General features: G+C 71.3%; 16 protein-coding genes. 10 read left to right on the top strand and 6 right to left on the bottom strand.

Going from position 1 to position 20,367, the window contains the following annotated elements:
- The first annotated feature begins 20 nt into the window (after positions 1-20).
- Together ACIPRD_RS29715 and metG are read left to right on the top strand one after the other, a co-directional pair.
- Positions 21-2,192, top strand: a complete 2,172-nt coding sequence (locus tag ACIPRD_RS29715; RefSeq protein WP_401567469.1) for a VWA domain-containing protein — start codon at positions 21-23, stop codon at positions 2,190-2,192.
- Between the two features lie 117 nt (positions 2,193-2,309).
- A complete protein-coding gene (metG, locus tag ACIPRD_RS29710; RefSeq protein ID WP_401567468.1) occupies positions 2,310-4,025 on the top strand; it encodes a methionine--tRNA ligase in 1,716 nt (571 codons plus the stop codon).
- 265 nt (positions 4,026-4,290) lie between these two features.
- On the opposite strand, the gene ACIPRD_RS29705 is transcribed toward metG, so the two are convergent.
- Together ACIPRD_RS29705 and ACIPRD_RS29700 are read right to left on the bottom strand one after the other, a co-directional pair.
- Positions 4,291-4,500, bottom strand: a complete 210-nt coding sequence (locus ACIPRD_RS29705) for a DUF397 domain-containing protein (RefSeq protein ID WP_401567466.1) — start codon at positions 4,498-4,500, stop codon at positions 4,291-4,293.
- Positions 4,497-5,375 carry a helix-turn-helix domain-containing protein gene (locus ACIPRD_RS29700; RefSeq protein WP_401567464.1) on the bottom strand — a complete coding sequence of 293 codons (879 nt, stop codon included), beginning with the start codon at positions 5,373-5,375 and terminating at the stop codon, positions 4,497-4,499. The genes ACIPRD_RS29705 and ACIPRD_RS29700 overlap by 4 nt, the downstream gene beginning before the upstream one ends.
- A gap of 517 nt (positions 5,376-5,892) precedes the next feature.
- Here ACIPRD_RS29700 and ACIPRD_RS29695 point away from each other — a divergent pair.
- From ACIPRD_RS29695 to ACIPRD_RS29675, 5 genes are all read left to right on the top strand, one after another.
- Complete coding sequence (locus ACIPRD_RS29695; RefSeq protein ID WP_401567462.1) at positions 5,893-6,756, top strand: helix-turn-helix domain-containing protein; 864 nt, start codon at positions 5,893-5,895, stop codon at positions 6,754-6,756.
- A gap of 49 nt (positions 6,757-6,805) precedes the next feature.
- Positions 6,806-7,417, top strand: coding sequence for a Uma2 family endonuclease (locus ACIPRD_RS29690; RefSeq protein WP_401567460.1), 612 nt, complete (start codon positions 6,806-6,808; stop codon positions 7,415-7,417).
- 366 nt (positions 7,418-7,783) lie between these two features.
- Positions 7,784-8,560, top strand: coding sequence for a hypothetical protein (locus ACIPRD_RS29685; protein WP_401567457.1), 777 nt, complete (start codon positions 7,784-7,786; stop codon positions 8,558-8,560).
- A 122-nt stretch (positions 8,561-8,682) separates the two neighbouring features.
- Complete coding sequence (locus tag ACIPRD_RS29680; RefSeq protein WP_401567455.1) at positions 8,683-8,934, top strand: hypothetical protein; 252 nt, start codon at positions 8,683-8,685, stop codon at positions 8,932-8,934.
- A 59-nt stretch (positions 8,935-8,993) separates the two neighbouring features.
- Positions 8,994-9,719, top strand: a complete 726-nt coding sequence (locus tag ACIPRD_RS29675) for a hypothetical protein (protein WP_401567453.1) — start codon at positions 8,994-8,996, stop codon at positions 9,717-9,719.
- A gap of 87 nt (positions 9,720-9,806) precedes the next feature.
- Here the strand turns inward: ACIPRD_RS29675 and aspS are convergent, their stop codons facing one another.
- Positions 9,807-11,570: an aspartate--tRNA ligase gene (gene aspS / locus ACIPRD_RS29670; RefSeq protein WP_401567450.1), complete on the bottom strand. Its 1,764-nt coding sequence runs from the start codon at positions 11,568-11,570 to the stop codon at positions 9,807-9,809.
- Between the two features lie 237 nt (positions 11,571-11,807).
- Between aspS and ACIPRD_RS29665 the strand changes: the two genes are divergently transcribed.
- Positions 11,808-13,958 (top strand): SpoIIE family protein phosphatase, encoded by a 2,151-nt coding sequence (locus ACIPRD_RS29665; protein WP_356401921.1) that lies wholly within the window; start codon positions 11,808-11,810, stop codon positions 13,956-13,958.
- A gap of 66 nt (positions 13,959-14,024) precedes the next feature.
- Here ACIPRD_RS29665 and ACIPRD_RS29660 read toward each other — a convergent pair whose 3' ends face one another.
- The 3 genes from ACIPRD_RS29660 to ACIPRD_RS29650 all read right to left on the bottom strand — a co-directional run bounded on the left by ACIPRD_RS29660 (position 14,025) and on the right by ACIPRD_RS29650 (position 16,793).
- Positions 14,025-15,071, bottom strand: a complete 1,047-nt coding sequence (locus ACIPRD_RS29660) for an AI-2E family transporter (protein ID WP_356401923.1) — start codon at positions 15,069-15,071, stop codon at positions 14,025-14,027.
- Between the two features lie 155 nt (positions 15,072-15,226).
- Positions 15,227-16,204 carry a pirin family protein gene (locus ACIPRD_RS29655; protein WP_356401926.1) on the bottom strand — a complete coding sequence of 326 codons (978 nt, stop codon included), beginning with the start codon at positions 16,202-16,204 and terminating at the stop codon, positions 15,227-15,229.
- 118 nt (positions 16,205-16,322) lie between these two features.
- Positions 16,323-16,793, bottom strand: coding sequence for an SseB family protein (locus ACIPRD_RS29650; protein ID WP_356401928.1), 471 nt, complete (start codon positions 16,791-16,793; stop codon positions 16,323-16,325).
- A 184-nt stretch (positions 16,794-16,977) separates the two neighbouring features.
- On the opposite strand from ACIPRD_RS29650, the gene ACIPRD_RS29645 reads away from it, so the two are divergent.
- Both ACIPRD_RS29645 and ACIPRD_RS29640 read left to right on the top strand, forming a co-directional pair.
- A complete protein-coding gene (locus ACIPRD_RS29645; RefSeq protein WP_356401930.1) occupies positions 16,978-18,804 on the top strand; it encodes an acyl-CoA dehydrogenase in 1,827 nt (608 codons plus the stop codon).
- Between the two features lie 124 nt (positions 18,805-18,928).
- On the top strand, positions 18,929-20,260 hold the full coding sequence (locus ACIPRD_RS29640; RefSeq protein ID WP_401567445.1) for a M18 family aminopeptidase: 1,332 nt from the start codon (positions 18,929-18,931) through the stop codon (positions 20,258-20,260).
- Positions 20,261-20,367: the final 107 nt, after the last annotated feature.

Genomic DNA, 20,367 nt, shown 5'->3' with positions numbered 1-20,367 from the left:
TCACGCGAAGGGTTGCGCACATGGGCATTCTCACTCTCCTGCGGAACGCATTCGGCCGCGGACGCAAGGGCCGTCCCGCCGAAGCGGAGAGTGCGGTTCCAGCACCTTCGCAGAGCCCCGCCGACACCGGCTCCGACAGCGCCGCGGCCGACGCCGCCGCCGTCGGCCAGGCCCCGCAGGTCCCCGAACCCCGCAGCGAACACGACCTGGTCACGGCGGCCTTCGAGAACATCGCCGTCCCGAGGCAGGGCACAGAACCCCACCAGGAGACCACCCCGGCAGCCGCCGGGCCGACCCCGGCAACGACCCCCGAGCCCGAGCCCCAGCCCGCGGCAGAGCCCGACACCGAGCCGCAGGCCGCAGCAGCGGAGGCCGAGGCCGAGCCGCAGGCGGAGCCTGTTGCCGCTGCGGAGCCGGACACCGAGCCCCAGGCCATTGCCACGGAGCCCGAGGCCGAGCCGCAGGCCATTGCCGCCGAGCCGCAGGCGGAGCCTGTTGCCGCTGCGGAGGCGGAGGCCGAGCCCGAAGCCGCCCCGGCGGACGAGGCCGAAGCGCCGACCACCGCCGTGCCCACGGCCGAAGCCGCCACCACGGCGGACGCTGACGCCGACGCCGAGCCGGAAACGGCGCCCGAGGCCGAGGCGGCGACCGCCATCGAGCCCGAACCGCAGCCCGTGGCGACGGACCCCGAGCCCGCCACCGCCCCGGCGCCCGAAGCCACGGTGACGACGCCGGCGGACAACGAGACCGCCCCGGCGATCGAGCCCGAGCCGCAGCCGGTCACCCCGGACCCCGAGCCGGTGGCAGCCGAGGTGACGGAGCCCGAGGCCACGCCGGAGCCCGAGGTGGAGCCCGCGCACCTGGCCGAGGCTGAGCCGCAGGCGGACGCCGAGGCCACGGCCGAGGCCGAGCCGCAGGCAGACGCCGAGGCCACGGCCGAGGCTGAGCCGCAGGCGGAGGCCAAGGTCACGGCCGAGGCAGCACCCGAGGCGACCACGGAGGCCGCCCCCGAGCCGACGGCCGAGGCCATGACGGAGGCCGACCCCGAGCCGGAGCCGGAGCCGGAGCCGGAGCCTCAGGCCACCGCGCCCGCCGAGCCCCTGGCCGAGGCTGAGCCGCAGACCGAGGCAGCCCCCACCCCGGAGCCCCAGCCGGAAGCAGCACCGGCCACCGAAGCCGCACCCGAGCCGGAAGCCGAGCCGACCGCCGAAATCACCCCCGCCCCGAAGCCCGAGCCGGTCGCCGCCCTGGAGCCGGATCCCGAGCCGGTCGCCCTCGCCCTGGAGCCGGAGGCGGACGCCGAGCCCGTCGTCGCCGCGGCGGAGCCGCAGGCGGAGGTCGCCGAGGAGGTCGCTCCCGCGGCCGCCGACGGCGAGCAGGCCCCGCAGGAGGCACCCGCACCCGACGACGAGACCCGCACGGGTGGTGCGGGTGGGAACACCATCACCGCCGACGGCGAAGCCGAGGCGAACGCACCCGCGCCGGCCCCCGCCACCCACGCGGACGGGAACCCCACCACCGCCGACGGCGAAGCCGAGGCGAACGCACCCGCACCGGTCCCCGCAACCCTCACCACCGCCCACACCGCCGCCGCCACCGCCCTCGCCAAGGCCGGCCTCACCGGCACCCGGGCCAAGCTCTACCTGGTCCTCGACCGCTCCGCGAGCATGCGCCCGTTCTACAAGGACGGCTCCGCGCAGGCCCTCGCCGACCAGACCCTCGCCCTCGCCGCCCACCTGGACCCCGAGGCCACGGTCCACGTCGTCTTCTTCTCCACCGAGGTGGACGGCACCACCGACCTCACCCTCACCCCGGACCACGGGTCCAGGATCGACGAGGCCCACGCCGGCCTCGGCCGCATGGGCCGTACGAGCTACCACGCCGCCGTGGAAGCCGTACTCACGCACCGCGCGAAGAGCACGGACCCGGACTCCCCGGCCCTCGTGATCTTCCAGACCGACGGCGCCCCCGACGCCAAGACCCCCGCCACCCAGTCCCTCACCGAGGCCGCGGCCAACCACCCCGGCGTCTTCTTCTCCTTCGTCGCCTTCGGGGAGCACGACAACAAGGCCTTCGACTATCTCCGCAGGCTGAAGACCGACAACACGTCCTTCTTCCACGCCGGCCCGACCCCGCTCGAGCTCACGGACACCGAGGTCTACGAGGGCGTACTCGCCGCCTGGCGGCCGTAAGCACGGAAGATCCCGATGCCGCCCGCTTCTCATCCCGTAAAACGGGAAGCGGGCGGCATACACACGTCGGCTACGATTTCAAGGTTCATACACATAGCGACCTGGGAGCAGCCCGCGATGGCTCGACACCTCATCACCAGCGCCCTTCCGTACATCAACGGGATCAAGCACCTGGGCAACATGGTGGGGTCCATGCTCCCGGCCGACGTGTACTCCCGGTACCTGCGCCAGCGCGGCGAGGACGTCCTCTACATCTGCGCGACCGACGAGCACGGCACCCCGGCGGAGCTGGCCGCCAAGGACCGGGGCCTGCCGGTCGCCGAGTTCTGCGCGCAGGCGCACGACGCCCAGAAGGCGGTCTACGACGGCTACGCGCTGGCCTTCGACTACTTCGGCCGCAGCTCCTCCGCCGAGAACCGCGAGATCACCCAGCACTTCGCCCGCAAGCTGCACGAGAACGGCTTCATCGAGGAGCGGGCGATCCGCCAGGTCTTCTCCCCGGCCGACGACCGCTTCCTGCCGGACCGCTACGTCGAGGGCACCTGCCCGCACTGCGGCTACGACAAGGCCCGCGGCGACCAGTGCGAGAACTGCACCCGCGTCCTGGACCCGACCGACCTCATCGAGCCCCGCTCGGCGATCTCCGGCTCCACGGAGCTGGAGATCCGCGAGACCAAGCACCTCTTCCTGCTGCAGTCCAAGCTCCAGCACGAGGTCGAGGAGTGGGTCTCCCGCCACGAGCAGGACTGGCCGCAGCTGGCCTCCTCCATCGCCCGCAAGTGGCTGACCGAGGGCCTGCACGACCGCGCCATCACCCGTGACCTGGACTGGGGCGTCCCGGTCCCGGCCGACACCTGGCCGGAGCTGGCCGCCGAGGGCAAGGTCTTCTACGTCTGGTTCGACGCCCCGATCGAGTACATCGGCGCGACCAAGGAGTGGGCCGACCAGGACACGGACGGCCGCGACTGGAAGTCGTGGTGGTACGAGGCCGACGACACCGTCCGCTACACGCAGTTCATGGCCAAGGACAACGTCCCGTTCCACACGGTGATGTTCCCGGCCACCGAGCTGGGCGTGCGCGAGCCGTGGAAGAAGGTCGACTACGTCAAGGCCTTCAACTGGCTGACGTACTACGGCGGCAAGTTCTCCACCTCGCAGAAGCGCGGTGTCTTCACCGACCAGGCGCTGGAGATCCTGCCGGCCGACTACTGGCGCTACTTCCTCATCGCCAACGCGCCCGAGTCGGACGACTCGTCCTTCACGTGGGAGCACTTCACCGCCACGGTCAACAAGGACCTCGCCGACACCCTCGGCAACTTCGTCAACCGCGTGCTCTCCTTCTCGAAGAAGCGCTTCGGCGAGGAGGTCCCGGCGGGCGCGGAGGCCGGCGAGGCCGAGGCGAAGCTGGGCGAGGAGATCGCCTCCCTGCTGGCCGAGTACGAGACCCAGATGGAGGCCCTCCAGTTCCGCAAGGCCGCGGCCGCGCTGCGCGCCCTGTGGTCGGCGGGCAACTCCTACCTGGAGGAGAAGGCCCCCTGGCTGGAGATCAAGACCAACCCCGAGGGCGCGGCCCTCACGCTGCGCACCGCGATGAACCTGATCCACCTCTACTCGGTGGTCTCGGAGCCCTTCATCCCGGCGTCGGCGAAGGCGATGCGCGAGGCGTTCGCCCTCGCGGACGACACCGCGACGTGGGTGACGGCCGACGAGGCCCGCGCCCTGGCCGCCGTCCCCGCCGGCACCCCCTTCACCGTCCCGCCGGTCCTCTTCGCCAAGATCACTGACGAGGACCTGGAGACGTACAAGGAGCGCTTCGGCGGCTCGGCGGCGTAACGACGTACGGCTGAACGCGGGGACCGGTGGTGCCGTAGGGCGCCACCGGTCCCCTTGTTTCACCCCAGGACCTCTTGCGCGGGACAGATCAGACCTAGGGGGCGTCTCTTCGATCTTCGTGGATCAGGCCGCGGCGTCCGGTGCGGTGCCTCGGCGTGCGGCCGGGCCGCCCCTCGTACTGGGCGTACGTGGGCGGTTCGGCCGTGCGGCGAAACATGGCTTCCACAACGCCCTCAGCCGGTCGCGGGGTACCAACTGTGCGGGATCAGATCCCCGACACGTAGGACACGAACCCCACCCACGCCTCCGGCATCAGCGCGAGCTGAGGGCCTCCGGTGGTCTTGGAGTCGCGGACATGGACCGTGCCGGAGGCTGTAGCCACCTCGACGCAGGACTCGCCGTCGGTGCCGCCGCTGTAGCTGCTCTTGAACCATGCGAGAGCGGTGGCGTCACTGGTGGAGATCTCACGGATCATGTTTCTCCCAGCAGTTTCTCAATGAAGGCCAGCGACTCTCGCGACGGGAGAGCCTGCGCCCGGATGGTGCCATACCGCAGCTCAAGGACGCGTAGGTGCCTCGGATCGGCGATCGGCCGCCCGCTGAACGCACCATCGGAGCGCCCTACCGCCGTACCGTCCGGGAACTTCAGCAGCTCGATCCTGCCGTCCAGCCCCGGGTGAGCCTCGGTGTTCGTCGGCATGACCTGAAGCGTGACGTTATGCAACCGCCCTACCTCCAGCAGGCGTTCGAGCTGCTGCCGCCAGACCATTGTGCCCCCAACCTGTCGGCGCAGCGGTGCCTCTTCCAGTACGAAGTGGATCGAGGGAGCCGGGTCGCGTTCGAAGACCGACTGCCGGGACAGGCGAGCAGCCACCATGCGCTCCACATCGTCCGGCGAATACGGGGGCTGCGCTGCCCGGATCACGGTCCGTACATGATCAGGCGTCTGCAACAGCCCCGCGACGATGTTGCACTCGTACACCCCGAGTTCAACCGCCTTGGCTTCCATCTGCGCCAGATCCCGAACCTTCTTCGGATACCGGACCTTCGCCACATCCTCCTTCATCGCCGAGAGCAACCCACTCGCCCCCAACACCTCGTCCGCCCTGTCCAGATACTCGGGCCGAGGGATCCGCTTGCCCCCCTCGATCTTGTAGACGAGGTCCTCCCCGTACCCCACCGCCACCCCGAACTCGGCGGCCCGCATCCCCACGGCCTCCCTCCGCAGCCTGAGCTGGCGTCCCACGGTCGCGACGACCGCCACACCCCAGTCGTCGTCCGGGTCCACCTCCCAACCCGGCTCGTCCGCCTCACTCTTGAGCCGACCCTCGTCGCCGTTCACGTGCCGCATCCCGTGCCCTCCGTCGTACGTGCGCACCGCAACGCCCCGTACCCGTCCGGCCCGTGCCGACAGCCCCGACAACCCCGGACAGACTCCGGACAGTCACCACGTGGACCGGCCGAGTCACCACTCACGGTAAGCGCACGCCATCGCACCCAGTCCGGTGAACCCCGAAAACTCCACCCCCCTCGTCCGCACCCACCCAAGATCATCCGGCCGGGCCGGGCCACAGGCACCGGGTCTCGGATACGTGAGCTCCGGTACGACTGGCGCTCTTTCCCAAAGGAACGACGAGCGGAAAGCACCCCACCAAGCCCCACCCCTCCCGCCCGTGGCGGAGCGTCACTCCCGCGAGTGAATATGCCCAACTGGGCTGGATTCGGTACGGGTTGTCTGCCCTACGCTCAGCGCAGCACGGCAGGCGAGAGACGCCCACAACCCCAGACATGCCCCAGACATGCGACGGCCCCCGCCGGGACTAGCGATCCCCGCGAGGGCCTGACCACCGAGGAAGTAAGGCTTCCCGATGGACACCGAAAACCCTAGCGCGCCCACGCGCCCCCAGTCCCGTATCCCGGGCAAAAACCACCCTCGCCGGAGCCCCCATGCCGGCGTGATCCACGACAACGCCCGCCACACCACCCGCTTCACGGTGATCGGCAACCACCTCGCGCAGCACCCGGAGCTGTCCGCGCTCGCCATCGGACTCGGCGTCCACATCCAGTCGCTGCCCACGGGCGACCTCGTGGACATCAAGACCCTCGCCGTCCGCTTCCCCGAGGGACAGACCCGTATCGCCGCCGCTCTGCGCGAGCTCGAAACCCACGGCTACCTGCGCCGCACCCAGGAGCGCACCGCCGACGGCCGGGTCGTCACCCGCACGGTCTCCTGCAACAAGCCCGGACACCGCCAGAGGCCGGCCGAGCCCCCGAGGAAGCCCGCCCGCCGCGTCGACCTGGAGAAACGCCGACCCCGTAAGCGCCTCCCCGAAGTGCCGAGGCCCTCGCACCCGCACCCGGCCCTCATGCGGACGGCCACCGACCTCCTCGCCGGCCTCCGCCGCCTCGACCCCCGACTCCTCCTCTCCGCCACGGACACGGAACGCCTGGCCCCGGGGGTCGCGGCGTGGCTGGAACGCGACCTCACCCCCACCGCCGTACGCGACGCCCTGACGTCCGGCCTCCCACAAGAGCCCCTGCGCCGCCCCGCCGCCCTACTGGCCCACCGCCTCACCGCCCAGCTGCCACCCCCGCCGCCGTTCCACGCACCCGCGCCGCCCCCGGACGCCCGGCACCCGCTCCAGACCTGCGACGGCTGCGAGCGTGCCTTCCGCGCCCCCGGCCCCGGCCGCTGCCGCGACTGCCGACCCGACCCCGCGGCGGCCGCCTAGCATGGACGTGACGATCCTTGCCCCCGGGCACAGACGAGGAGCGAGCGCCATGACCATCACCGCGGACAACGCGCAGCAGGGCGCCTCCCACCCGTACCGGGCCATGCGGGACGTCATTCAGGCCATGGACGACACCCTCCCCGGGAAATTCGAGATCACCAAGGAAGGGATCGTCCACGACATGATGTCGCCGGGGGGACCGCACGAGGTCACGGCAGCGCGTATCAGCCGCCGGCTGGAGAAGGTCATGCCGGATGAGCTGCTGGCCCACAACGGCACCCCCGATGTGGAGGACGAGCCCGAGGGCATCATGCGCCACCCCGACGTGATGGTGATCGCGTGGACCGACCTGGACAGCGAAGCGTCCATCGATCCGCGCACCCTCATCGCCGCCATCGAAGTCGTGTCCCGCTCCAACCCGGACAACGACTGGGTCGGCAAGATGCGTGACTACCCCTTGATGGGCATCCCCGTCTACGCCGTCTTCGACCCCCGCACCGGCACGGGCGCGGTCCTCACCGACATCCACTCCACTCCCGGGGGCCCCCGCTACGCCACCCGCAAGGACTTCGTCTACGGCGAGGACGTCACCATCGGCGAGTGGACCATCTCGACCCGGAACCTGCCGCGCTACAGAAGCGACGCCGCCGAACAGCACTGAGAACCGTCTCATCGTCCCTGGCGGCATGTTCACGCATCAGGCCGAGGAGCCGCTGACCCAGGCGGTCAAGGAGCACTGGAGCCTGCTGTCCCCGCTCGCCGCCGTCCCCGCCGACGCCGCGAAGATGTTGCTGCCCACGCAGGCATCCTGGCCCGAGCTGGAGCAGTACGGGGCGGACGCCGTCCGGGCGGCGGTCACCAAGGAGGCCCAGGCGGTCGCCGGCGACCAGGACGACGAGGACGGACTCCCGTCAAGGGGCAGCCCACACTGCGGATATCTCTCTGCCGCCCGCACCGGCGCGCGTGCGACAGGGCGCCAGGAAATGCGCACGCGGTACGAGCACCACGACCGGTACCGTCCCTGCTCATGCCGTCTTCTCAGCCGCCGAGCCTCGGCAAGGCCACCATCGACGCCGTCCTCGCGCACGCGGGCCGCGCCACCCTCGCCTTCCAGTGGGCGCACCACACCGGCCCGTACGCCACGATGTTCTGGTTCAACGAACTTCTGGCGGTGGGCGAAGGCACCGACACCATCAGGCAGTTCCTGCTGACCGCCTCCGAGGTGACACGTTTCAGCCTGGCCGAGGTGACGCTGCGGCCGGAGATGTTCGACCCGGGGCCCACCGCGGAGAAGCTCGCGATGACGGACTTCGCGCAGGGCTGGACCCACCTCGACGGGCTCGGGGTGGCCGTCCAGACCACGGTGGGACTGCACGCGTACGCCGCCCGCAAGGGCATACGGTGGGACACCCAGGAGATCACCGACGGCATCGCGGCCCGCGCGGAGGACATCGCCGCCCTCACCTCCGACCCGGTCACGGCGTACGCCCTGGCGCACGACGTGGCGCCGGGGACGGGCAAGAGGGAGCAGGCGATCGTGGTGGGCGCTCTGGCACGCGCCTCCGACGGCACGATCCGCTGGGGCGGCGAACTCCCGGCCGGCTGCGTGGGCGCCCCGGTCTTCTACAGCGTCCCCATGGGCGACGACAGCTTCAGACTCGTCTGCGCGGGCCTGGCCCTGCCCGCCGACGGCCAGGCTTTCGGCCACCACCCGATAGCCACCTTCGACACCATCCGCACCGCCCTCGCCTCCCTGCCCACCCCCACACCCCGCCCCCGCCGCTGGTGGCAACGCCGAATCTGAACGTCCCACCGCCCCTCGAACGAGTGAGCACCGCCGGACCCCGGATCAGTCACCACCAGCGCCTCCACCGTGCGCTCATGGCCACATCAGCTCATGAGGGCATGTACCGGAGAAGGCACATCATGACGTTCGTGAACTACTTCCCGGGCCGGGGCACCCTGATCGAGCGGACGTTCCTGGAGGGCGAGGCCAAGGGGGTGCTGCGGGTGCTTGAGGTCCGTGGCATCCCCGTCTCCGACGGCGTACGCGAACGCATCCTCACCTGCACCGAACTCGAACGTGTCAACGAGTGGCTGGACCGGGCCGGTTCGGTCGACCGGGCCGAAGACCTCTTCACCGGGGGCACCGGCACGCCCGCATCGCCCCCGGCCTGAGCAACACCGGGGCGAGGCACGCGAACACCTGCCCCCGGGTCTGGCAGAGTACGGGTCCCGTGAACCTCCCCGAACCCCACCACAGGCTCCTCGCGGACGTCGTCACCGCCGGCAGCCCGTACGTCCTGGTACTGGCCGGCGGTTACGCCCTCGAAGCGCACGACCTGCTCCGGCGCCCGCACGCCAACCTCGACTTCGCCACCGAGAGCCCCGAGCCCATGGACCGGATCGCCGGTGCCCTCGGCGCGGCGCTGGAGGCGCGGGGCCGGCATGTCCGGGCCGGGGCGGTCACGCCGCTGACCGCCCAACTCGCGGTCACCGATCCGCCGTCCGGCGAGACGTGCTCCCTGGTCCTGCACAAGGAGGCGTTCTGGCAGCCGCCGGAGCTGACCGGGTACGGGCCAGCGCTCTCGCTGGAGGACGCCGTCGGCACCAAGATCCGCGCGCTGTTCGACCGGGGCGCGGCCGTCGACCTGATCGACGCGCGGGCGGCAGCGGACAGGTTCTCGCTGCCCGGCCTGGAGGAACTGGGCCGCCGTCACGCCCGCGACCCCTTCGACCTGCCCACGCTCCAGTCGCGCCTCACGGGCACGGACTTCTACTCCGACCACGACTTCGTCCGGTACGGCCTGACGGGCCCCCAGGTCGCCGGACTGCGGGCCTGGGCGCAGCACTGGTCCGACGACATCGCCGAGCGGCTGATGGAGGACGGGGAGTCCCCCGACGAGGAGTCACCCGACGAGGAATCGCCCGGGGCGGAGTTGCTCGCGGACCCGGGGGAGTGATCCCGGCCCGCACGAGGGGCCGTACGCAGACGAAAGGCGCCCGGGGACCGTCCTCCCCGGGCGCCTTCGTACCGCTGTCGCGGAGTCCTACTTCGGCTGAGGCTTCCTGACCGACAGGTGCAGCTCGCGCAGGCGGGACTCGTCCAGCTCGGTCGGCGCGCCCATCATGAGGTCCTGGGCGTTGCCGTTGAGCGGGAAGGCGATCGTCTCGCGGATGTTGGGCTCGTCCGCGAGGAGCATGACGATGCGGTCCACGCCCGGGGCGATGCCGCCGTGCGGCGGGGCGCCGAAGCGGAACGCGCGGAGCATGCCGGCGAACTTGTCCTCGACGGTGTCACGGTCGTAGCCCGCGATCTCGAAGGCCTTGAGCATGATCTCGGGCTCGTGGTTCCGGATGGCACCGGAGGAGAGCTCGACACCGTTGCAGACGATGTCGTACTGCCAGCCCAGGATGTCCAGCGGGTCCTGGGTCTCCAGGGCCTCCAGGCCGCCCTGCGGCATCGAGAAGGGGTTGTGCGAGAAGTCGATCTTGCCGGTCTCCTCGTCCTTCTCGTACATCGGGAAGTCGACGATCCAGCAGAAGCGGAAGACGCCGTCCTCGAACTGGCCGGCACGCTTGGCGGCCTCGACGCGCACGGCGCCCATGATCTTCGAGACCTCGTCGAACTCGCCGGCGCCGAAGAACACCGCGTGGCCGGGGGCCAGGGAGAGGCGCTTGGTCAGCTCGGCGACGTTCTCCTCGGTGAGGAACTTCGCGATCGGGCCGGACAGCGTGCCGTCCTCGCCGACGCGGACCCAGGCCAGGCCCTGCGCGCCCTGCGTGACGGCGAACTCACCGAGTCCGTCGAAGAACTTGCGGCTCTGGCCCGCGACGTCCGGCACCGGCAGGGCACGCACGTGCTTGCCGGCGAACGCCTTGAACGCCGAGCCCTCGAAGACGTCGGTGATGTCGACGAGCTCCAGCTTGGCGCGCAGGTCCGGCTTGTCGGAGCCGTACTTGAGCATCGCCTCGCGGAACGGGATGCGCGGGAACGGCGAGGTGACGTGGCGGCCGCCGCCGAACTCCTCGAACAGCTCGGTCATGAGCTTCTCGATCGGCTGGAAGATGTCCTCCTGCTCGACGAAGCTCATCTCGACGTCGAGCTGGTAGAACTCGCCCGGCGAGCGGTCGGCGCGGGCGTCCTCGTCGCGGAAGCAGGGCGCGATCTGGAAGTAGCGGTCGAAGCCGGAGATCATCAGCAGCTGCTTGAACTGCTGCGGGGCCTGCGGCAGGGCGTAGAAACGGCCCGCGTGCACCCGGGACGGGACCACGTAGTCGCGGGCGCCCTCGGGGGAGGTGGCGGACAGGATCGGCGTCGCCATCTCGTTGAAGCCCATCGCGGACATCTTGTGGCGCATCGCCGAGATCACGGCCGTGCGCAGCATGATGTTGCGGTGCATGCGCTCGCGGCGCAGGTCGAGGAAGCGGTACTCCAGGCGCCGCTCCTCGTTGACGCCGTCCTCGGCGTTGATGGTGAAGGGCAGGGGAGCCGCGGCGCCCAGGACCTCGACCTCGCCGACCTCGACCTCGACCTCACCGGTGGGCAGCTCGGCGTTCACGTTCTCGGTTCCACGTGAAACAACGCGGCCGTCGACGCGGACGACGGTCTCCTTGGACAGCTTGTCCAGGGCCTCGTAGGCGGGCGTGCCGGGGCGGGCGACGAGCTGCGTGATGCCGTGGTGGTCACGCAGATCGATGAAGAGGATGCCGCCCAGGTCTCGGCGATTGTGCAGCCAGCCGCTCAGCCGGACGTCGGTACCGACGTCAGAGGCGCGGAGCTGGCCGCAGGTGTGGGACCTGTACCGATGCATCGTCGTTCATCGTCCTTCGTTCGGGTGACCGCGGTGCTCTCCGCGGTTGCGTACGGGCACGGGGCCCGGACCCATCAAGGGTACCGGCCACCCCAAGATCGGCTCTCCGCCATTACCGCCCGGCCGCCACCCCGGTACGCCCCGGCAGGCCCCGGCGGCGGGCCGTACGCGCCACGGTCGGCAGAACCGGCCCACCTACGGTGGCCACGCACGGTCATATCTTCTTAAAGTGGGGCAATGCGCACAGGCGAGCCTCTGCCGTCCGTCCAGGACGTACTCGCCGCCCTCGCGACCGGAACGTGGCACTGGGACACCGCCAGCGGACTGGTCACCGTCGACGCGGAGGCGGCACGTCTGCTCGGGCTGCCCGCGGCCGCCACCACCCTGACCGAGGCGCAGACCCGCGCCCGGCTGCACCCGGTCGACTGGAACGAGATCACCGGGGTGGTGCAGCTGGCGGTCGCCGAGGGCACGCTGGCCGAGGTGCGCGTCCGGATCATGGACGAGCGCGGCCGGATCGTCCGGGTCGTCCGCAGCCGCTCCAAGCCGTCGTACGACCCCGCCCGCGGGGGCTACGAGCTGATCGGGACGCTCCAGGAGGTCACCGAGCCGACCCCGGGTTCCCCGGCCGGGCGCAGCGCGGTCACCGGCGACTGGCGGCGCTCCCGGGAGGCGTTCCTGCTGGACGCGGGCCGCGCGCTGGCGGAGGCCCGGTCGACGGCGGAGGTGCTGCGGGTCGCGGCCGGCCTCTCCATGCCGGGCTTCACCCCGGACGGGCTCGTGGTGTTCGCGGTGGAGGGCGACTGGCTGACGATCATCGGGCAGCACGGGTACCAGCAGGGCGACGAGGCCACCTTCTCCCACATGCCGCTGGCCACGAAGTACCCGGCCGCCGACGTCGTCCGCACCGGCCGTGCCGTCTACCTCTCCTCGCCCCAGGACTACCGCGACCGCTATCCGGCCACCTGGCCGCTGGCCGAGCACCTCGGCCGCCGCTCCTGGGCGTTCCTGCCGCTGACGGCGGGCGGGCGCATGATGGGCGCCTGGCTGGCGGCGTTCTCGTACCCCGTGGCGTTCACACCCGACGAGCGGGCGGTGCTGAACACGGTCGCCCGGATGCTCGGCCACGCGCTCAGCCGGGCCGGCGCCGACGAATCGCAGCGGGAACTGTCGGAGGGCCTGCAGCGCTCCATGCTGCCCTCGACGGGCCCGGAGATCCCCGGGATGGTCATCGCCGCCCGCTACATCCCCACCGGTGGCGGCCTCCAGGTGGGCGGCGACTGGTACGACATGATCCCGCTGCCCGGCGAGGACCGGTTCGCCCTGGTCATCGGGGACGTGCAGGGGCACGACGTACGGGCGGCGGGCCTGATGGGCCAGCTCCGCATCGCCCTGCGTGCCTACGCCGCCGAGGGGCACCGGCCCGACGCGGTGCTCTCCCGCGCCTCCCGTTTCCTGCACGGCATCACCCACGACGCGCACCCGGGCGACCACATGCCCGACCTGCGCTTCGCGACCTGCCTGTACGCGGAGGTGGACCCGGCGACCGGGGAGCTGGAGGTCGCGCGGGCCGGGCATCCGGACCCGGTGATCCGGCTGGCCGACGGCACGGTGATGCGGCGGCCGACCGCGGGCGGCCTGCCCCTGGGGGTGGACCCGGACGCCGACTATCCGACGACCCGGTTCACGCTGGAGCCCGGCGAGACCATGCTGCTGTGCACGGACGGTCTGATCGAGACCGGCGGGCACGACATGGAGAGCGGCTGGCGGCGCATCCGCGCGATCCTGGAGGACCACGACGTCCGGGAGGGCGCGAGGGACGGCGAGAGCGGCCTGGAGGGGTTGGCCGACGCGCTGGTGCAGGGCGTCCACGGCCCCTCCTCGCACTACATGACCGGCCCGCTGACCGACCGCCGCGAGGACGACATCGCGCTCGTGCTGCTCTGCCGCCCCGGCGACGGGCAGGGCGGGGCCCCGGCGGTACGTCCCCGCGTGCGGCACACGCTGCTGTCGGTGGCACAGGACGAGCCCGAGCGGATCGCCGAGGCCCGTCAGCACCTGCGCGAGCTCCTGCACGACTGGAGCTCGGCCGACCAGGTCGACTCCGCAGTCCTGCTGCTCTCCGAGATGACCACCAACGTCCTCGTCCACACGGACGCCGACGCGCTGGTGATCGCGGAGGTCTCCGGGGAACCGGGCGGACGCCGGCTGCACGTCAAGGTCACCGACACCGGCGACGACCTGCCGCACAAACGCCGCCCCGGCGAACTGGCCTCCTCGGGCCGCGGCCTCGTGCTGATCGAGCTGCTCGCGGACGCGTGGGGGGTGGAGCCCCGGGGGAAGGGCAAGAGCATCTGGTTCGAACTGCACGAGCCGGGCACGGAGTGAGCGGGCCGGCCACGCGGTGAGCCGGCCGCCGGGCGTGCCGGCCGCGCCGTGAGCCCGGCGGGCTCCCTAGGAGTCGGACGGTTCCGGTGTCCCGTACCGCTCCCGCAGTTCGTGGACGATCCCGAAGGCGGCCGCCGTCAACGGGACCGAGAGGAGCATGCCGAGGACACCGGCGACGGACGCCCCGGCGGTGATCGCGAGCAGCACGACCGCCGGGTGCATCTGCACGGTCCGGCTCTGGATGGCCGGCTGGAGCACATGGCCCTCCAGCACCTGCACCGCGAGGACGACCCCGAGGGCCCACAGCGCGATCACGAAGCCGCGGTCGGCGAGGGCCACCAGGACGGCCACCGCGCCGGAGATGAAGGCGCCGAGGTAGGGGATGTAGGCGCCGACGAAGACGAGCGCGCCGAGCCCGACGGCGCCGGGCACCCGCAGGATCAGCAGTCCGACGGTGATGCAGACGGCGTCGATGAGCGCGATGAGGGTGGTCCCCCGCATGAACCCCTCCACCCGCTCGAAGGCGCGCCGCGCCATGGCCTCCACGAGGTCGGCGGTGCCGCCGGGGGCGACGGACCTCAGGCCCCGGACGGCCCGCTCGGAGTCGCGCAGGAAGAAGAAGACGAGCAGCAGCGCGAGCACGGCCACGGCGATGGTCTCGCCGACGACACTGACCCCGCTGATGACGTGGGAGACGGCCGTCGCGCCGAACTTGCCCAGCAGCTGGCGCACATTGCCCGTGAGGTCGTCGACGCCGGTGCCCGTGGCCCCGAAGTGCCGGGCGACGGACTGCGCGATCCGCCGGAGCGAGGTGACGATCTGGTCGCCGGTGTCCACGAGCGCCGAGACGACGATGTAGAGGGCGCCGCCGACCACGGCCAGCACGGCGACGCAGGTCAGCGCGGCCGCCACCGAGGAGTTGACCTTCGCCGCCACCAGCCGCCGGTACAGCGGGCCGAGCAGGGCGCTGCCGAGCAGGGCGAGCAGGACGGGGGTGACGGCGGTGCGGAACTCCGAGCAGAGCCGCACCGCGACCCAGCCCACCCCGGCGACGAGCAGCAGGACGGCGCACCAGGCGGCGAGGCGGCGTACGGGCTCGGGCAGCAGCTGCACGCGTCCAGCCGATCACGCCGCGGGGCCGGCTGTCCTGCGCAGCGGACCGGCCGGGTGAGACGCCTTCCGGGGAAGCGCCCCCGGAAACGCCGGCGCCCACCCGCACCCCGGCCGGGAGGGCCGGGGGACGCGTGGGCGCGACGGGCGGCGGGCGGTCAGCCCTGCGGGCCCTTCTCCGACATCCCGTGCACCGCCGGGACCGTCCCCAGCCGGCCCTTCTGGAAGTCCTCGAAGGCCTGCATCAGTTCCTGCTTGGTGTTCATGACGAACGGGCCGTAGTGGGCCATGGGCTCACGGATGGGCTGCCCGCCGAGCAGGACGACCTCCAGGTCGGGGGTGTGCGAGTCCTGCTTCTCGTCGGCGCGGACGGTCAGCGAGGAGCCCGCGCCGAAGACGGCGGTCTGGCCCAGGTGGATCGGACGGCGCTCGGCGCCGACGCTGCCGCGGCCCGCCATGACGTACGCGAGACCGTTGAAGTCCTCGCGCCAGGGCAGGGTGATCTCGGCGCCCGGGGCGAGGGTCGCGTGGATCATCGTGATCGGGGTGTGGGTGATGCCCGGACCGGCGTGGCCGTCCAGCTCACCGGCGATGACGCGGAGCAGCGCGCCGCCGTCGGGGGAGGTGAGCAGCTGGACGCTGCCGCCGCGGATGTCCTGGTAGCGCGGGGCCATCATCTTGTCCTTGGCGGGGAGGTTCACCCACAGCTGGAGGCCGTGGAAGAGACCGCCGGACATCACGAGGGCCTCCGGCGGGGCCTCGATGTGCAGCAGGCCCGAGCCCGCGGTCATCCACTGGGTGTCGCCGTTGGTGATGGTGCCGCCACCGCCGTTGGAGTCCTGGTGGTCGAAGGTGCCGTCGATGATGTAGGTGACGGTCTCGAAGCCGCGGTGCGGGTGCCACGGGGTGCCCTTGGGCTCGCCCGGCGCGTAGTCCACCTCACCCATCTGGTCCATCATGATGAACGGGTCGAGGTGGCGGTAGTTGATCCCGGCGAACGCACGGCGCACCGGGAAGCCCTCGCCCTCGAATCCGCTCGGGGCGGTCGTCACGCCGATCACGGGACGCGCCACGGCGTCGGTAGGAGCGGTCACGCGGGGCAGCGTGAGCGGGTTCTCGACGGTCACTGCAGGCATGGTCGGTACCTCCTTGAGCGTCCACTTTAGTTGAGCATTGAACTTTCTGCCACTCACAACGAGAGGGGCCCGGAAGGAATTCCCCCCGGGCCCCGCGGATGTCACACGACAGGACCGGTCAGCCGCCGTACATACGGCGCATCGCGAAGTCGACCATCTGCTCGACGGCCTTGGCGTCGAACACCATGCGGTGCTCGCCCTCCATGTCCACGACGAAGCCGTAGCCGGTCGGCAGCAGGTCGATCACCTCGGCACCGGTGATGACGAAGTACTTGGACTCCTTGCCCGCGTACCGGCGCAGCTCCTTGAGCGAGGAGAACATCGGGATCACCGGCTGCTGGGTGTTGTGCAGGGCGAGGAAGCCGGGGGTGTCACCGCGCGGGCAGTAGACCTTCGACGTGGCGAAGATCTGCTGGAAGTCCTCGGCGGCCATCTGCCCGGTCGTGAAGGCACGCACCGCGTCCGCGAGCGAGGGCGGCGACGGCTCCGGGTAGAGCGGCGGCTGCTGGCCGTACCCTCCGACACCACCCGGCTGCTGCGGCGGGGCGTACTGCTGCTGAGCGCCAGCGTTCTGGTCGTAGCCGTACATGGGCGCAAGCGTATCGAGACGGGGGCGTCCGGTGGGGAGACGGAGTAGACGCTTCTCACACACCGGCCGGGCGGGCGGGGTTGCATCTTATTACTGGCGGGTAGCATCATCGGAGTTACTTGTTGGTACGTGAGCCAGATGCGAGGAGTCAGTGCCTCGCCGAGTCCTATACGGAGCCGTCACCATGGGGCACTACAAGTCCAATCTCCGCGACATCGAGTTCAACCTCTTCGAAGTCCTCGGCCGCGACAAGCTCTACGGCACCGGCCCCTTCGAGGAGATGGACACGGACACCGCCAAGAGCGTCCTGGCGGAGCTGACGCGCCTGTCGGAGAACGAGCTGGCCGAGTCCTTCACGGACGCCGACCGCAACCCTCCGGTCTTCGACCCCGAGACGAACACCGCCCCGGTCCCGGCCTCCTTCAAGAAGAGCTACAAGGCCTTCATGGACTCCGAGTACTGGCGCCTGGGCCTGCCCGAGGAGATCGGCGGCACCAACACCCCGCCGTCCCTGATCTGGGCGTACGCGGAGCTGGTGCTCGGCGCGAACCCGGCCATCTGGATGTACTCCTCCGGCCCGGCGTTCGCCCGCATCCTCTTCGAGGAGGGCACCGAGGAGCAGAAGAAGTGGGCCTCGATCGCGGTCGAGAGGACCTGGGGCTCCACCATGGTGCTCACCGAGCCCGACGCCGGCTCGGACGTCGGCGCCGGCCGCACCAAGGCGGTCCAGCAGGAGGACGGCTCCTGGCACATCGAGGGCGTGAAGCGCTTCATCACCTCCGGTGAGCACGACATGGAGGAGAACATCCTCCACTACGTCCTCGCGCGTCCCGAGGGCGCCGGACCCGGCACCAAGGGCCTCTCCCTCTTCCTCGTGCCCAAGTTCCACTTCGACGGCGAGACCGGTGAACTGGGCGAGCGCAACGGCGTCTACGCCACCAACGTCGAGCACAAGATGGGCCTCAAGGCCTCCAACACGTGCGAGATGACCTTCGGCGACCGCCACCCCGCCAAGGGCTGGCTGATCGGCGACAAGCACGACGGCATCCGCCAGATGTTCCGCATCATCGAGTTCGCCCGCATGATGGTCGGCACGAAGGCGATCTCGACCCTGTCGACCGGCTACCTCAACGCGCTCGAGTACGCCAAGGAGCGCGTGCAGGGCCCGGACCTGGCCCAGTTCATGGACAAGGCCGCGCCCAAGGTCACCATCACGCACCACCCCGACGTGCGCCGCTCGCTGATGACGCAGAAGGCGTACGCCGAGGGCATGCGCGCCCTCGTGCTGCACACCGCCTCCGTCCAGGACACGATCGCGGTCAAGGAGGCGAACGGCGAGGACGCCTCCGCCGAGCACGCCCTCAACGACCTGCTCCTGCCGATCGTCAAGGGCTACGGCTCCGAGAAGGGCTACGAGCAGCTCGCCCAGTCGCTGCAGACCTTCGGCGGCTCCGGCTTCCTGCAGGAGTACCCGATCGAGCAGTACATCCGCGACGCCAAGATCGACACCCTGTACGAGGGCACCACGGCCATCCAGGGCCAGGACTTCTTCTTCCGGAAGATCGTCCGCAACCAGGGTGCCGCGCTCAACGGCGTCGCCGAGGACATCAAGAAGTTCCTGGCGCTCGGCACCGGCGGCGAGGACCTGGCCGGCGCCCGCGAGCACCTGGCCAAGGCGGCCGTGGAGCTGGAGGCCATCGTCGGCCTGATGCTGACCGACCTCGCGGCCACCGAGCAGGACGTCAAGAACATCTACAAGGTGGGCCTCAACACCACCCGCCTGCTGCTGGCCTCCGGCGACGTCATCGTCGGTCACCTGCTGCTGCGCGGTGCCGCCGTGGCCGCCGAGAAGCTGGAGACCGCGTCCGCCAAGGACAAGGCGTTCTACACCGGCAAGATCGCCGCCGCGAAGTTCTTCGCGGCCAACGTCCTGCCCGGCGTCACCCTGGCCCGCAAGATCTCCGAGAACGTCGAGCTGGACCTGATGGAGCTGGACGAGGCGGCCTTCTAGGGCCGCCCCGGCGGAATCCGGAGGACAGGCCACAAGCGCCTCCGGCCCCACAGCCGTTGATCGTCCGCGCGGGCCCGCTCCCCTTGCCGGGAGCGGGCCCGCGCACGTCGTTAAGGTGAACCACATGAGCGCACCGACCCGCTTCGACCGCGGCCACACCGACGACCTCATGTCCTTCCTCGCGGCGAGCCCCACGCCGTACCACGCCGTGGCGAACGTAGCCGAGCGGCTGGAGAAGGCGGGCTTCCGGCAGGTCGCCGAGACCGACGCGTGGGACAGCGAGGGCCCCTCCGGCGCCGCCTCCGGCAGCGGCGGCCGCTACGTGCTGCGCGGCGGAGCGATCGTCGCCTGGTACGTCCCCGAGGGCGCCGCCCCGCACACCCCGTACCGGATCATCGGCGCGCACACCGACTCCCCGAACCTGCGGGTCAAGCCGCTGCCCGACACCGGGGCGCACGGCTGGCGCCAGGTCGCCGTGGAGATCTACGGCGGCCCGCTGCTGAACTCCTGGCTCGACCGCGACCTGGGCCTGGCCGGCCGGCTGACCCTGCGCGACGGCGGTGAGGTCCTGGTCGACGTGGACCGGCCGCTGCTGCGCGTCCCCCAGCTCGCCATCCACCTGGACCGCACCGTGACCTCGGACGGCCTCAAGCTCGACAAGCAGCGCCACCTGCAGCCGGTGTGGGGTCTCGGCGACGACGTCCGCGAGGGCGACCTGATCGCCTTCCTGGAGGAGGAGGCCGGACTCCCGGCCGGCTCGGTGACCGGCTGGGACCTCATGGCCTACCCCGTGGAGGCCCCCGCCTATCTGGGCCGCGACCGCGAACTGGTCGCCGGCCCCCGCATGGACAACCTGCTCTCCGTGCACGCCGGCACGGCCGCCCTCGCCGCCGCGGCGACCGCGGCCGCCTCCGGCGCCCCGCTCACCCACATCCCCGTCCTCGCCGCCTTCGACCACGAGGAGAACGGCTCGCAGTCCGACACCGGCGCCGACGGCCCGCTGCTCGGCAGCGTGCTCGAACGCTCGGTGTTCGCCCGCGGCGGCTCCTACGAGGACCGCGCCCGCTCCTTCGCCGGCACCGTCTGCCTGTCCTCGGACACCGGCCACGCCGTGCACCCCAACTACGCCGAGCGGCACGACCCGACGCACCACCCGCGGATCAACGGCGGCCCGATCCTCAAGGTCAACGTCAACAACCGCTACGCCACGGACGGTTCGGGCCGCGCGGTGTTCGCCGCCGCCTGCGAGCGGGCCGGCGTGCCCTTCCAGACCTTCGTCTCCCACAACTCCATGCCCTGCGGCACCACCATCGGACCGATCACCGCGGCCCGGCACGGCATCAAGACCGTCGACATCGGCGTGGCGATCCTGTCCATGCACAGCGTCCGCGAACTGTGCGGCGCCGACGACCCGTTCCTCCTGGCGAACGCGCTGGTGGGCTTCCTGGAGGGCTAGGACGTGTCCGCCCCCTAGGCCGTGAGCCTGCCGCCGAACTCCCTTCGTCCGCCCGGCCCGCCGCCCGGCTTCCGCCCTGGGGCGGGCAGGAGTTCGACGGCGGGGCC

Source organism: Streptomyces sp. NPDC090108, from assembly GCF_044747185.1.
Classification (GTDB): domain Bacteria; phylum Actinomycetota; class Actinomycetes; order Streptomycetales; family Streptomycetaceae; genus Streptomyces.
This window is presented reverse-complemented; position numbering and strand designations above follow the sequence as displayed.